Here is a 13,212-nt window from a genome sequence, read left to right on the forward strand (position 1 = left end):
CCGTGGCCGCTGGGCCCAAAGGCGGCTGGAAGCGTTGGCTCGGCGCCCGCCTGACCGGTCGGCGCGCCCTTGTCGAATGGGGCCTGGTGGCGGTTCTGTCCGCCCTGCTGGTCGGCTGGATGGCGCTGACGCCCGTCGCCGACGGCGCCGACAACCTGGTCTACGACGCCCTGATGCGCGCCGAGGCCGGGCCAGCGGACGCAGACATCGTCATCATCGCCATCGACGACCGCAGCCTGGAGTCGCTGGGGCAATGGCCCTGGCCGCGTGACCTGCACGCCCGCCTGATCGACCGTCTGACCCAGGCGCAAGCCGGGCCTGTCGCCTACGACGTCCTGTTCACCGAAGCTTCCCCGCAGGACGGCGCCCTGGCCGCCGCCCTGGCGCGCAACGGCAAGGTCCGCCTTCCGGTGGTTCTGGACGCCCCCGGCCTGAACGGCGCCGCCTTTCGCGAGGACGCCCCTGCGCCGATCCTGACCGAGGCGGCGGCGGGTCTGGGCCACGTCAACCTGACGGTCGACGACGACGGCGTCGTGCGTCGCCTGCCCCTCTATCTTCAGGCGGGCGACCGGACCTGGCCCCACCTGATCCTGCCCCTGGCCGCCGCCAAGGGCGCCGCGCCCGCGCCGCCCGCGCCGCACGACGGCGGCGACCTATTCGCCGCCACGCCCGAGGCCCTGGTCTATCGCGGCCCGCCCGGCGCCTTCCGCACCCTGTCCTTCGCCGACGTGCTCAGCGGCGAGACGCCCGCCGCCTTCCTGAAGGACAAGCTGGTGCTGGTCGGGGCGGCGGCGCCGGGCCTCGGCGACCGTTACGCCACTCCGGCCACGCCCCACGGCGAACTGCGTCCCGGCGTCGAGGTGCAGGCCGCCCTCCTCCAGACCCTGATCGAGGGCGGCGGTCCGCGCAGCCTGTCGCCTGGCTGGGTTCTGACCCTGTCCCTGTTGCCGCTCGGCCTGCTGGTCGCCGGCTTCCTGATGCTGCGTCCGGCGGCCAACATGGCCCTGGGCGCCGGGCTGATCGTCCTGACGCTGATCGCCGTCGCCGTCGCCTTTCTGGCGGGCGGCCTGTGGTTCCCGCCCTCGGCCGCCGTGGCCGGGCTGGCCCTGGCCTATCCCCTGTGGAGCTGGCGCCGCCTGGCCGCAGCCTCGGCCTATATGCAGAGCGAGGTCGAAGCCTTCGAACGCGACGGCGTGCGCCTGACCGGCCGCGCCCAGGGCGGCGATGTCGTCGCCCGTCAGGTGGACGCCCTGCGCGCCGCCGTGCGTCAGGTGCGCGACCTGGAACGCTTCATCTCCGACACCCTGCGAAGCCTGCCCGACGCCACCGTCGTCGCCGACCCTCACGCCCGCATCATCCTGTCCAACGACCGGGCCGAAGCCCTGTTCGGCGCGCGTCTGAAGGACGACGCCGACCTGCCCCTGCTGTTCCAGTCCCTGGGCGAACCGGCCTGGCGCCGCTTTCTCGATCCCGAGGGCGATCCCGGCGACATCACCACGCCCGACGGCCGCATCCTGAAGGCGGCCGCCGCCCTGCTGACCGACGCCGAAGGCCAACCGGTCGGCCACATCGTGCGCTTCGCCGACATGACTCGCTTCCGCGCCGCCGAGCGCCAGCGCGCCGAGGCCCTGCAACTGCTCAGTCACGACATGCGCGCGCCCCAGGTGTCGATCCTGACCCTGCTGGACGGCCCCGCCCCGCGCCTGGACCCCGCAGTCGAGCGCCGCATCGCCGACTACGCCCGCCAGACCCTGGACCTGGCCGAGGGTTATGTTCAGTTGGCCCGCGCCGAGAGCCAGCCCTATCGCTCAGAGTTGCTGGACCTGGGCCAGGTCGCCATGGACGCCGCCGACATCCTGTGGCCCCAGGCGTCGAAGAAGGGCGTCCGCATCCTGACGCCCAACGGCGAAGACGAGTTCCTGGTTCAGGGCGACCCCGCCCTGCTTCGCCGCCTGACGACTAACCTACTGGACAACGCCCTGAAATACGGCCCCGAGGGCGGCGTCATCCAGGTCAGCCTGGCCGGCGCCCAGGAGGACGGCCGTCCGGTCTGCGTTCTAAGGGTCAGCGACCAGGGACCGGGTCTGTCCGAAGAGGCCGCGCGTCGCCTGTTCCAGGCCTTCGGCCACGGCGGCGCCGATCATCGCGGCGCGGGTCTGGGTCTCGCCTTCGTCCGCACCGTCGCCGAACGCCACGGCGGAACCATCCGCCACCAGCCCGGATCGCCCGGCGCGACCTTCATCCTGACCCTGCCCAGGGTCACCGAGGACGCTGAACCCACAGACCGATCGGGCTAGTTCGCGCCCAACGTCTCCACGGCCGCTTCGGCCAGCAGGCCCGGCGCGTTTTCGGCCTGGCGCCGCCCCAGGACCGCGACCGCCGAGGCGCGATAGACCCCCGCTTCATCGCCCGGTCCGGTCAGGATCACGGTCAGGCTGTGCATCTGGCGGCTCTGGCTCCACCACTGAGGCAGGCGCGGCGCATCGGTCCATTCGCCTCGACGCGCGTCGTCATCGGTGAAGACGCCGGTCTTCTGGGGCCGCACCGCATAGGCCGTCTCGACCCGCCAGGCGGCCTTGTCATCCACCTCTCGCCAACCACGCGCAGCCAGCGCCTGACGCACGGCTTCAGTCGCCGCACGGTCGGCCTCGGTCGGCTCTTCGGTCTCCAGCAGGCGATAGGCGGTCACGTTCGCGGGAACGGCGGCAGACACCTGCGTCTCGACAAGCGGCGCAGAGGCGCAGCCCGCCAGGACGGCCGCGCTGACCAAGGGAAGAGCCAGACGAGAGATCATGGTGCGATAACTGCCCCGGCGCGTCCTTCAAGTCCACAACGGACGAATCCGGCAGAGCCGAAAAACGCAGCGATCTAGCCGCCGGACGCCAACGCCCCCGTCACCCCCAGCGTCCCATCCGGACTCTCGACGACGCCCAGTTCCTCGATACGCGCCCCGCCCTGCTCCAGCGCGGCCAGCCAGCCGAAGGCCTGCGCCGTCGTTACGCGATCCAGCCGGAAGCCCAGCCGCCCGCCCTCGGACATGCCCAGCGTCGGCTGCACCCCCGCCGCCGTCGCGGTGGAGGCGACCAGCGCCTGAAGATCGACCGCCTCGGTCGGTCGCGCGCCCCGCTGGGCCACAGCGGTCCGGATATGCACCAGTTGCCGCTCGGCGGCGACGCGGGCGCGCGCCTGATCCGCCTGCCAGCCGTCCAGCGGCCGCACCACGCCCAGCCAGCCGACGACGCCCAGCACCAGCGCCCCCATGATCGCCAGCATCCGCCGCTCGCGCAGCGACCGTCCGTGCCACCAGGCGGCGACGGAAGAGAACGGGGCCGTCATCGCGCGCCTCCGATGGTGAACGTGCTGACCATGCGCCCGCCTTCCTCGGCCGAGGCTTCGTCAACCACCGCCAGCCCGGCCTCCGCCAGATCGACGCGCACGGCGTCCAGATCGTTGAATGTCGGATGGCCCAGGGTGACGCGCAGTCCTTCGCCGCCCAGAGTCGCGTCATCCAGTTCGGCGCCCGGCACGCGCTCGACGGCGGCGAAGACGGCGGCCAGGGCGCGCGCCGTCCCCCCCGGCGGCGGCCCTGCGTCCAGACGGCGCAGCGCTTCCGGCGCAGGGTCGTCAGCCGTCGCCAGTTCAGGATAGAGCGTCACCGCTCCGCCCTTGGCGCCCGCTCCAGCGCGCTCAGCCGCCGCCCGGTCGCGCAGCCCCTCCGCCGCCATCAGCACCAAGGGCGAGATCAACAGGGCCGCCGCCAGACCGGCCGCCAGCCGCCAACCCCTGGCCGCCTGTCCCCGCTCACGTCGGTCGTGGACCTGCAGCAGGTCGACCGGCGCCGCCATCGCGCCTGTGGCCAGAGCCGGGTCCAGCGCCTCGCCCTCCAGCCAGTCCAGAGCGCGTCCAGCCGCGATCGTCTCGACCAGATCGGCCTGAATCGTCACGGCCAAGTCCGAACCGCGCAGGACCACGTCGGCGCCGACACGTGCGGCGGTCAGCGTCTCCGCCTCCAGCGGCGCGGGCAGACACAGATTGTCCGGCACGACCGCTTCAGGCCGGATGTCGAAGGTTTCCATCCAGCGCAGCCAGGCCTGCAACAGCTTGGTCGACACCGCCGCCGTCAAGCGCGGGCCGCCATCGACCGGCGCCGCGCCCAGGGCCATGTCCAGCCCCTCCACCTCGCCCGCCGCCTGATCACGCAACGCCCAGCGCGCGGCGGCTCTCGCCTGGGCCATATTGCCCGGCGGCAGGTCCAGCCAGCGCGTCATGACGTCCGCGCCCGGCGCCACGGCGATGGTGCGCATCGGCGGCGGCGGCTTGGCCTGATGCGGGTCCAACTCGCCGCGCCCGACGACGCGGCCTTCGCGATCGACCAGCAGGAAACGCGCGGGCAAGGTTGCGTGGGTCGGGATGAACAGGATGCGGGCGTGGCTCATTCTTCCAGGCTCATTCTTCAGGCGTCCAGCGGCGGATGACGGTGCGCGCCACGCCATCGGGCGCGACGTGGATCAGGGCGGTGCGGACGGCGCGGGCGTCGCCGTGCTCGATCTCGACCCGCAGGTTGAAATAACGGGTGGCCAGGATGATCTGGCCCTTGGTCTCTTCGTCGACGACCACGCCCGACAGGGCGGGCTGGGCCCAGAAGGCGTCCGGGCTACTCCAACCCGCCGCCGGGCGCGCGGCGATGGCCGCCTTAGCGGCGCTCAACCCCACCACGCCCCGACTGATCGCGATCAGAAGCACGGCGTCCTGCGGCTCCAGCGTGTTGACGTTCAGGGGCGACAGCCGCGCCTCGGGCAAGGCGCACAGATGCGGCCTCAACCGGCGATAGAGGGCGTCGTCCACCCCCGCCACGGCGCGCAGTTCGCTGACCTCGGCCAGCATGACCCCGCCGGTGCGATACGGCGTCGGGCGGCTGGCGTAGGCGGCGTCCTCCGCCCCCTGGGCCGAGACTTCGGCGTCACCGTCCATCCAATCGGTCAGGGCCGCCGCGACCGTCGCCATCCGCCCGCGGGGTACCCCCAACGCGGCGCCCAGGGCGATGAACTGGGCCGCCCCTTCGGGCCGCGCCATCAGATCCTCGCCCTGCCCCAGCACCAAGCTGTTCAGGTTGAAGCACGACTGACCGTCCCGGATCACCGCTTGACCTTCGCCGTCTTCCAGCGGCAGGGCGAAGACGCGACCGTTCCACTGGGGCTGTAACGGTGTGCGCGCGGAATCGGCGCGGACCAGATCAGACAGCCGCTGCCGCGCCAGCGCCTCCGCCCCCGCCGCATAGGCTTGCGCCTGCGCCTGGCTCTCGGCGTTGGTGGTGCGGCGCACGGAAAAGCGCACATCGTCCAGTAGCACCACACACAGCGCCGCCATCACCGCCACCAGCAACAGGACGGTCAGCAAAGCCATGCCCCGACGATCGCGCGCGCCCGGCTTCATGCAGCGGCGACCAGAAACAGCTGCTCGAACATGCCGAAGCCGTCCAACGTCAGCGTCACCCGCACGGCGTCCGGCAGGGGCCGGTCGCTGCTGGCGGAAAAGGCGGGCGCCTCGGACCCGTTCTGGATGAAGGCGATGCGAGCGTCCTTCACCCCGCGATACAGCACCTGCGGCGGCCCGGCCCGCGCCCCGTCCAGATAGGGCGCCACCCGCCGCTCCAGCCGGTCCTCGACCAGCCGGTATTCAACGCGCTGGACCGAGGCGCGCGGCGCGCCGTCCGGGTTGCTCCACCCGCTGCGGGCCAGGACCAGCAAGGGATCGCCCGGAGACTGCGGCCCCATGATCGCCTGAGGCGCCGGACGCCCCGTCGGCCCGCGCACCCGCCGCCCCGTCGCCTGCGCCAGATCGGCGCGCAGCAGGGCGCGGGTGCGTTGCAGCGCCGCCGTGCGGTCAGCGTTGGCCTTGACCGCGAACCGCGTCTCGATCGACTGCCCCAGCACCAGCGCGCCCGCCCCCGCCAACAGAGCGAAGATCAGCAGGGCGATCATGACCTCGACCAGGGTAAATCCGGCTCTTTTTCTTCCGCTATCGCTCGCCGCGCGGCGGCTCGCTGCTTGAGCGGATCGGCGATCTTTCCTCATGCCCCCGCCGCCCGGAACAGCACCCGCTCGGCGGCCTGTTCCTCGTCGGCGAAGACGCGCACAACGATGGTGCCTACGCCCGGCATATCCGTCGCGCTGACCACCCGCACCCAGCGCCACTCGCGCCCGCCCAGCGACGCCTGACCGCCCGTGCTGCCGCTGGGCAGGTCGCGCGCGATCATCGCCTCGGCGGCCACATTGTCAGCGACGATGCCGCCAAGCGTCCGCGTCTCGACCCGCGCCGCCGAGCGGGTGCTCTCGCCCGACAGGTTCAGCAACGCCATGGCCGCCAGACCGAACACGGCCAGAGCCACCAGACACTCGATCAGGGTGAAGCCCGCGCGGAGCGAACCGTCACTCATGGATCATCACCTCGCCCGCCCCATCGATGGCCACGGTGACAGTCTGCCCCTCGCGCTCCAGCCGCACGCTGGCGGCGTCGGCGCCGCCGGTGGGGTCGAACACGGCGCGCGCGGGCGCGGCGACGGCGCCGCACTCGCCCCAAGCCTCGGGCGCCAGCACGCCCGTAAGCGGCGTCCAGACGGCGCCGTCGAAACTCTCGAAGCCATAGCCCGCCGCATCGGCGCGCAGGGCCACCGGACGGTTCGTCATCACGGCCTCTTCGCGCGCCAGCGTCAGGCGCGCGGCGAACCGCTCGGCCTCGACGGCCAGCGTCGGGCGCGGGTCCGGCATGGACAGCATCACCGCCCCCGCCGCCACGCCGATGATGGCGATGACGACCATCAGTTCGACGAGGGTGAACCCTTGCCGTGCGCTACCGCTCCCCGCGCGGCGGCTCGCTGCTTGAGCGCATTGGAGCGAAGGCGTCTCTTGGGCGCGGTCAGCCCTGCCAGTTGCCGATGTCGGCATCATTCCCCTCGCCCCCTTCCTGGCCGTCGGCGCCGAAGGACCAGATGTCGAACTGGCCGCCATGGGCGCTGCGGCGGCGGTACTGGTAGGGATTGCCCCACGGATCTTCCGGCAGGCGACGGACATAGCCCCCCTGGCGATAGCGTTCCGGCCGCGCCAGATCGGCGGGCGGCGCGGTCAGGGCTTTCAGCCCCTGCTGGTCCGTCGGGAAGGTCAGGTTGTCGAGGCGATAGGTCTCCACCGCCTGCTCCAGCACCGAGATGTCGGCCCGCGCCTTGCCGACCATGGCCTTGTCCTGGCTGGGCAGGACATTGATCGCCACCACCGTCGCCAGAAGCCCGATGATGACGATGACGACCATCAGTTCGACAAGGGTGAAGCCCTGACGTTTCTGACGTTTATCCTGAGTATCTTCGCTGCGCATGGAAGGTCTCCTCACCCCAGGGCCAGGGTGTTGATCTGAAGAATGGGAAGCAGGATCGACAGCACGATCACGGCGACGATCCCGCCCATGATCACGATGATCGCCGGCTCCAGCAGGCTGAGCATCACAGCGGTGAAGTTGGAGAATTCGCGCTCCAGATAGTCGGCCGCGCGCTCCAGCATGGGCTCCAGCCGACCGCTGCTTTCGCCGGATGCAGTCATGTAGACGAGGATAGGCGGGAAGACCTCGGCGCGGCGCATGGCGGCCGACAGGCCCCCGCCTTCGCGCACCGCCTCGGCCATCTGTTCGGTGGCGCGGCGCAGGGCGCGGTTGGAGACGGTGCGGGCGGTGATGGTCAGCCCTTCCAGCACCGGCAGGCCCGCCGCGATCATGGTCGACAGGGTGCGGGCCATGCGCGCGCCGTGCAGGTCGCGCGTCAGCCGCCCGACCAGAGGCAGCCGGAGCAGCCACGCATCCATCCTCAGCCGCACCTCCTCGCGCCGCCGCGCGATCAGCCCCGCCGCGACCATGGCGGCGAGCACCAGCGCCATCAGCCAGCCCCAGTCGCGCATCAGGTCCGACAGGCCGATGACCAGTCGCGTCAGCAGCGGCAGGGTCTGGCCCATGCTGTCGAACTGATCGACCACCTTGGGCACGATATAGGTCATCATGGCGACGATGACGCCCAGCGCCACCACCGCCAGCACGCATGGATAGACCAGCGCCGTCAGCACCTTGCCGCGCACGACCTCGTCCCGCTCAAGCCCGTCGGCCAGCCGTTCGAGTATAGGCTGGAGCGCGCCCGACTGCTCGCCCGCCGCCGTCATGGCGCGATACAGCGGCGGAAAGGCCGCGCCCTGCTGGCCCATGGCGTCGGACAGGCGCCGTCCCTCGATGACCCCGGCGTGGACGCCTTCCAGCACGCGGCGCAGGTTCGGCCGGTCGGCCTGAAGCATCAGGTTGCGCAGCGCCTCCTCCAATGGAGAGACGGAGATCAGCGTCGCCAGTTGCCGCGTGGTCAGGGCCAGCGCCTTGGGCGACAGCCGCCCGGCTTTGCCGGCCTTCGCCGACACCGCGACCACGCCAGAGCGACCGGGCGAAAGCTGCAACGGCGCCAGTTGGCGCTTCGCGAGCGCCTTGCGCGCAGCGGCCTCGTCGACGGCGGTCAGGGAGCCGCTGACCGTCCGTCCGCTCGCGTCGGCGGCGGTGTAATCGAAGGCCGCCATCAGGCCGCGACCTCTTCGGCGGCGGTTTCCTGACGCGCCACGCGCAGGGCCTCCTCGACCGAGGTGACGCCCTCCAGCACCAGCGTCCGCGCTCGGTCGGCCAGGGTTCCGCCGCGCGCGAAGGCGGCGTCGAACACCGCGTCCTCGTCCGCGCCCGAGGCGATCAGGCGGCGCACCTTGTCGTCCACCGCCAGCGTCTCATAAAGACCGATGCGCCCGACATAGCCGGTCGAGCCGCAGTCGGCGCAGCCGTGCGGGCGCCAGACGCGCACGCCCTCTTCGGCGCCGATCAGCCGCGCCGTCGCCTTGTCCGCCGTCTCCTCGATCCGGCAGTGCGGGCACAGACGCCGCACCAGCCTTTGCGCCACCACCAGCCGCAGGGTCGAGGCCAGCAGGAAGGGCTCGACCCCCATGTCGCGCAGGCGCGTCACCGCCCCGGCCGCGTCATTGGTGTGGACCGTCGACAGCACCAGGTGGCCGGTCAGCGACGCCTGAACGGCGATGGCCGCCGTCTCCGTGTCACGGATTTCGCCGACCATAACCACGTCCGGGTCCTGACGCAGGATGGCGCGCAGACCGGCGGCGAAGGTCATGCCGACCTTAGGGTTCACCTGCGTCTGGCCCACGCCCTCCATGGCGTATTCGACCGGGTCCTCGACCGTCAAGATGTTGCGCGAGCCGTCGTTCAGCAGCGACAGACCGGCATAGAGGCTGGTCGTCTTGCCCGAGCCGGTCGGCCCGGTGACGAGGATGATGCCGTTCGGCTCGGCCAGCGCATGACGGAAGGCCTCCAGCGCCGCCGGGTCCATGCCCAGCCGGTCCAGCGTCAGCCCGGCCTGATCCTTGTCCAGAATCCGCAGCACCACCCGCTCGCCCGCCCGCGACGGCAGGGTCGAGACGCGCACGTCCAGCGACTTGCCGCCCAGCGTCAGGGGGATGCGCCCGTCCTGGGGCTTGCGCTTCTCGGCGATGTCGAGCCGCGCCATGACCTTGATGCGCGACACCAGCAGCGGCGCGACGCGCGGGTTCAGGCTCAGCGCCTCGCGCAGCACCCCGTCCACCCGCATCCGCACCAGCAGGCGCGTCTCATAGCTTTCCAGATGCACGTCCGAGGCGCCGATGCGGGCGGCCTCGGCGATGACGCCGTTGATCAGGCGGATGACCGGCGCGTCGTCCGTGGCGTCCAGCAGGTCGGCCGCCGCCGGGATGTCGTCCACCAGACTGTCCAGCCCCACCGGCAGGGACAGGTCGTCGCCGTCGGCGGCCGTCAGTTGCTCGCCCGCATAGACTTCCGACAGCTTGCGATCGAAGGCGACGGCGCTGAGCGGCGTCGCCTCCAGCGGGCGGCCCAGCGCGCGGCGCGCCTCGACCAGAGCCAGAGGGTCGGCGCCCTCGCGCACGCCGACCGCCATCACCTCGCCCGCCGCCAGCAGCAGGACGCCGTGGGTCTTGGCGAAGCCGTAGGGCAGGCGCGGGTCGACGACGGTGATCACCGGGCGGCCCCCGTCACGGGCGGCAGGGGACGCGCCGCCACCGGCGCTGCGGGGGCGATGACCAGAGGCTCGCCCGCTGCGGGCGCCGCAGGCGGCTGGGCCTGCATATAGTCGCGCAGCAGGGCGTCCAGACTCGGCTCGCGATCGGGGTGAACCCGCTGCTGCTCGCCGCGCATATAGCCCCAGCGATCGGCCGCCAGCCCTTGGGCGTCTGCGGAGGTGCGCAATATGGTCGGGCGCAGGAAGACCATCAGATTGGTCCGCCCCCGCTCGCGGCTGGTCGAGCGGAACAGGACGCCGACGCCCGGAATGTCGCCCAGGCCGGGAACCTTGCTCGTCTCCAGCCGGTCGTTCTGATCCAGCAGGCCGCCCGCTACGGCGATGTCGCCGTCATCGACGACCAGCGTCGTCTCCAGCTCGCGCTTGTCCAGGATCAGGTCGTTGGCGCCGCTGGTCAGCAGGCCGTTGATGCTCGACACCTCCTGCCGCAGCGTCAGGGTGATGGAGCCGCCCGCATTGATCTGGGGCCGCACCGTCAGGCGCACCCCGATGTCCTTGCGCTCGGTCGTGGTGAAGGGGTTGGAGTTGCCGTCCAGGATGGTCTGGCCGGTGGTGATCGGCACCTCCTGCCCGACCAGGAAGGTCGCCTCTTCGTTATCCAGCGTCATGATCGACGGGGTTTGCAGCAGGTTGGAGCCCGCGTCCGTCTTGGCCGCATTGATGATGAAACCGAACAGGCCGTCGCCCCATTTGCCGCCCGCCCCGCCGACAAAGCCGTTGGCGCCCAGCAGGCTGTTCAGCGCCAGATTCTGCAACCGCTCGCGCAGGGGATCGTCCTTGTCCAACTGCCCCGCCGCCGCCCCGCCCGCAATGGGAACCAGCGGCGCCGCACGATCGGAATAGTTGGTCAGACCGACGCCTTGCTCGCCCGCCATCAGCCACTGCACGCCCAGATCGCGCACGGCCTTGTCGCTCAGCTCGACGACGATGGCTTCGATCAGCACCTGCTGACGGCGCACGTCCAACTGGCGGATTACCTCGGTCAGGGTGCGTTGCAGGTCGGCCGGGCCGGAGATGACCAGGGCGTTGGCGCCGGGAAAGCGGGCGATGGTGGCGCGCTGGCCGGTGGCGGTGACGGTGGTCGAGCCGATCGACCCGCTGTCGGCCTCGGCGGTCGTGGTCAGACCGCCCTGCCCCATGCCGCCGGTCGTCTGGTTCCCCCCGGCGCGGGCGGTGCGCAGGCGAGGCGAAGAGGCCGCCGCCGCATCGGCAGGCTGGCCCACGATCTGTTGCAGGACCGGCAGAAGTTGCTCGGCGTCGGCGTGCTCGAGGAAGACGACGTTGACGTCCTGGCTGGCCCGCGCCCGGCCGTCCAGATCGGCGATCAGGCCGCGCACCCGCGCCAGCGCCTGACCGTCCCCACGCAGCACCAGGGCGTTGGAGCTTTCCACCGGCGTGATCGTCACCAGACCCGGCCCGCCGGGGCCGCCCGTCACCTGTTGCAGCACGCCCGCGATCTCGCGCGCCGAAGCGTTCTCCAGCGCCACCACCTCATAGGCCGAACGGTCCACGTCGATGCGGCCGACCAGCGCCCGGATGCGCGACAGGTTATCGGCGAAGTCGGCCACCACCACGCTGTTGGCGCCGGGATTGGCAAGCACCTGCCCCTGCGCCCCGACCAGAGGCCGGATCGTCTCGGCGGCCGAGGCGGCGTCGATGTGGCGAAGGGTGAAGACCTCGGTCGAGAACCGCTCGGCGCCGACCGTGGCCGGGCCTTGCGCCGCGCCCTGCGCCGGACTGATGCGATAGGCGCCGGACGACGTCGGCGTCACCACCAGACCATTGGCCCGCAGCGTCGACAGGAAGACCTCGAACAGCTGGGCGCGGGTCAGGGGGCGCGGGCTGGACACCGTCACCGTGCCCGTCACCGCCGGATCGACGATGAAGGTGCGCCCCGTCGTGCGCGCCACATCCTGCACGAAGGCGCGGATGTCGGCGTTCTGGACGTTCAACGTCTGACGCGCCTCCTGGGCCATCACCGGCGTAGCGGCCAGCGGCTGGACCGCCAGAACAGCGGCCAGAACGCCGGTGAGAATGCTGCGGTTACGGGCCTTCATGGGCGCGTCCTTACGGTGGTGGAGCGGACCTGACCGTCGCGCTCGAACTGGATCTGGGCCGAGGGAGCATCGGCCAACTGGCCGCGCAGGGCGGCGAGCGCCTGCGGACTGTTCAGGGCCGCGCCGTTGACCGACAGGATGACGTCGCCTGAGCGCAGGCCTGCGTTGCGCAGCTCGCCCCCGTCGCCCGAGGCGGAAACGGTCAGGCCGTTGATTCCCAGCCCCTGAATGCGCGGCCGCAGCCCCGCCTGGGCGATCAGACGTTGAGGATCGACCACCACGCCTTCGGCCGAAGCGGGTTCGGGCGCAGTCACGGCGGATTGCGCCGCCGCGACAGGCGCAACGGGTGCGGCGCCCGAGGCCATGTCGGGAAAGTCGAGACGGAAAGGCGCGCCGCCGCGCGACAGCATGACGTGGTCGGGGGCGACGGCGTTCAGGGTCAGCCCCGGCTCCACCTCCTCGCCCGCCCCGGCCGACACTTGGCGTCCATCCGACAGGCCGATGATGGCCGAGCCGCCGCCCACGCCGTCCGCGCGCACGCCGAACAGGGTCAGGCCGCCGCCGTCCGACGGAGATGTTTGCGCACCTCCACCGCCGTTACGGAAGAAGGCGTCGAAGCGCGACAGCACGGCCAGGTCGATCTCAGATAGAGGCCGCGCCTCCACGGCCTGCGGCGTCGGCGCCGCGAACAGCCAGACCAGCCGCCCGGCCTGCACCAGAAGAAGCAGGATCAACGCCGCCTCGACCACGCGCCGCAGCGACGGACGGCGAAGGGACAGGCCGCCCTTGCCCAACGAAACGGCGCTCAGTTTGCGAAGGCCAGCGAGCAAGGAAGACATCCCCCACGGCCTCTCGCGGCCGCACCGCCTCCCTAGGCGGATGCTCCGTACCCGGCTCGCTCCGAACCATGACAGCGTCGAGAAGTTGTCACGACAGATGCAGCGGGTTCGGACGGAATGACGAGAAACATTCATCCTTCCCAACAGGATGGGGGACGCAAAAAAGCCG

The 13,212-nt window shown here is 71.4% G+C and carries 13 protein-coding genes; 1 reads left to right on the forward strand and 12 read right to left on the reverse strand.

The window, feature by feature from the left end; translation table 11 throughout:
- The first annotated feature begins 2 nt into the window (after positions 1–2).
- Entirely contained in the window at positions 3–2,297 is a 2,295-nt protein-coding gene (locus tag ACWGL1_RS05975) for a CHASE2 domain-containing protein (RefSeq protein ID WP_452111462.1), read from the forward strand.
- Here the strand turns inward: ACWGL1_RS05975 and ACWGL1_RS05980 are convergent.
- The 12 genes from ACWGL1_RS05980 to ACWGL1_RS06035 form a co-directional block, all read right to left on the reverse strand.
- Positions 2,294–2,794, reverse strand: a complete 501-nt coding sequence (locus ACWGL1_RS05980; RefSeq protein WP_452111463.1) for a hypothetical protein — start codon at positions 2,792–2,794, stop codon at positions 2,294–2,296. The two genes, ACWGL1_RS05975 and ACWGL1_RS05980, sit on opposite strands and share 4 nt — an antisense overlap.
- A gap of 74 nt (positions 2,795–2,868) precedes the next feature.
- Entirely contained in the window at positions 2,869–3,336 is a 468-nt protein-coding gene (gene gspM / locus ACWGL1_RS05985) for a type II secretion system protein GspM (protein WP_452111464.1), read from the reverse strand.
- Positions 3,333–4,436 (reverse strand): type II secretion system protein GspL, encoded by a 1,104-nt coding sequence (gene gspL / locus ACWGL1_RS05990; RefSeq protein WP_452111465.1) that lies wholly within the window; start codon positions 4,434–4,436, stop codon positions 3,333–3,335. Before gspL ends, gspM begins: the two co-directional genes overlap by 4 nt.
- A 10-nt stretch (positions 4,437–4,446) precedes the next feature.
- Entirely contained in the window at positions 4,447–5,403 is a 957-nt protein-coding gene (gene gspK, locus ACWGL1_RS05995) for a type II secretion system minor pseudopilin GspK (protein WP_452111466.1), read from the reverse strand.
- A gap of 26 nt (positions 5,404–5,429) precedes the next feature.
- Positions 5,430–6,074, reverse strand: a complete 645-nt coding sequence (gene gspJ / locus ACWGL1_RS06000; RefSeq protein ID WP_452111467.1) for a type II secretion system minor pseudopilin GspJ — start codon at positions 6,072–6,074, stop codon at positions 5,430–5,432.
- A complete protein-coding gene (gspI, locus tag ACWGL1_RS06005) occupies positions 6,071–6,436 on the reverse strand; it encodes a type II secretion system minor pseudopilin GspI (protein ID WP_452111468.1) in 366 nt (121 codons plus the stop codon). The genes gspJ and gspI overlap by 4 nt, the downstream gene beginning before the upstream one ends.
- Positions 6,429–7,007: a GspH/FimT family pseudopilin gene (locus tag ACWGL1_RS06010; RefSeq protein WP_452111469.1), complete on the reverse strand. Its 579-nt coding sequence runs from the start codon at positions 7,005–7,007 to the stop codon at positions 6,429–6,431. Before ACWGL1_RS06010 ends, gspI begins: the two co-directional genes overlap by 8 nt.
- Positions 6,916–7,368: a type II secretion system major pseudopilin GspG gene (gspG, locus tag ACWGL1_RS06015; RefSeq protein ID WP_003169990.1), complete on the reverse strand. Its 453-nt coding sequence runs from the start codon at positions 7,366–7,368 to the stop codon at positions 6,916–6,918. The genes ACWGL1_RS06010 and gspG overlap by 92 nt, the downstream gene beginning before the upstream one ends.
- 11 nt (positions 7,369–7,379) lie before the next feature.
- Complete coding sequence (gene gspF / locus ACWGL1_RS06020; protein WP_452111470.1) at positions 7,380–8,594, reverse strand: type II secretion system inner membrane protein GspF; 1,215 nt, start codon at positions 8,592–8,594, stop codon at positions 7,380–7,382.
- Positions 8,594–10,087, reverse strand: coding sequence for a type II secretion system ATPase GspE (gspE, locus tag ACWGL1_RS06025; RefSeq protein WP_452111471.1), 1,494 nt, complete (start codon positions 10,085–10,087; stop codon positions 8,594–8,596). Before gspE ends, gspF begins: the two co-directional genes overlap by 1 nt.
- Positions 10,084–12,204, reverse strand: a complete 2,121-nt coding sequence (gene gspD, locus ACWGL1_RS06030; protein WP_452111472.1) for a type II secretion system secretin GspD — start codon at positions 12,202–12,204, stop codon at positions 10,084–10,086. Before gspD ends, gspE begins: the two co-directional genes overlap by 4 nt.
- Positions 12,201–13,043: a type II secretion system protein N gene (locus ACWGL1_RS06035; protein ID WP_452111473.1), complete on the reverse strand. Its 843-nt coding sequence runs from the start codon at positions 13,041–13,043 to the stop codon at positions 12,201–12,203. Before ACWGL1_RS06035 ends, gspD begins: the two co-directional genes overlap by 4 nt.
- Between the last annotated feature and the right edge of the window lie 169 nt (positions 13,044–13,212).

It is taken from the genome of Brevundimonas sp. NPDC055812, from assembly GCF_053616535.1.

What these genes read in the sequence shown, in the direction of transcription:
- ACWGL1_RS06010 (WP_452111469.1), bottom strand. Translation starts at nt 7,007, where the DNA reads ATGGCGGCCAGTTCGACATCTGGTCCTTCGGCGCCGACGGCCAGGAAG.
- gspD (WP_452111472.1), bottom strand. Translation starts at nt 12,204, where the DNA reads ATGAAGGCCCGTAACCGCAGCATTCTCACCGGCGTTCTGGCCGCTGTT.
- gspI (WP_452111468.1), bottom strand. Translation starts at nt 6,436, where the DNA reads ATGAGTGACGGTTCGCTCCGCGCGGGCTTCACCCTGATCGAGTGTCTG.
- ACWGL1_RS06035 (WP_452111473.1), bottom strand. Translation starts at nt 13,043, where the DNA reads ATGTCTTCCTTGCTCGCTGGCCTTCGCAAACTGAGCGCCGTTTCGTTG.
- gspJ (WP_452111467.1), bottom strand. Translation starts at nt 6,074, where the DNA reads ATGAGGAAAGATCGCCGATCCGCTCAAGCAGCGAGCCGCCGCGCGGCG.
- gspM (WP_452111464.1), bottom strand. Translation starts at nt 3,336, where the DNA reads ATGACGGCCCCGTTCTCTTCCGTCGCCGCCTGGTGGCACGGACGGTCG.
- gspL (WP_452111465.1), bottom strand. Translation starts at nt 4,436, where the DNA reads ATGAGCCACGCCCGCATCCTGTTCATCCCGACCCACGCAACCTTGCCC.
- gspF (WP_452111470.1), bottom strand. Translation starts at nt 8,594, where the DNA reads ATGGCGGCCTTCGATTACACCGCCGCCGACGCGAGCGGACGGACGGTC.
- gspG (WP_003169990.1), bottom strand. Translation starts at nt 7,368, where the DNA reads ATGCGCAGCGAAGATACTCAGGATAAACGTCAGAAACGTCAGGGCTTC.
- ACWGL1_RS05980 (WP_452111463.1), bottom strand. Translation starts at nt 2,794, where the DNA reads ATGATCTCTCGTCTGGCTCTTCCCTTGGTCAGCGCGGCCGTCCTGGCG.
- gspK (WP_452111466.1), bottom strand. Translation starts at nt 5,403, where the DNA reads ATGGCTTTGCTGACCGTCCTGTTGCTGGTGGCGGTGATGGCGGCGCTG.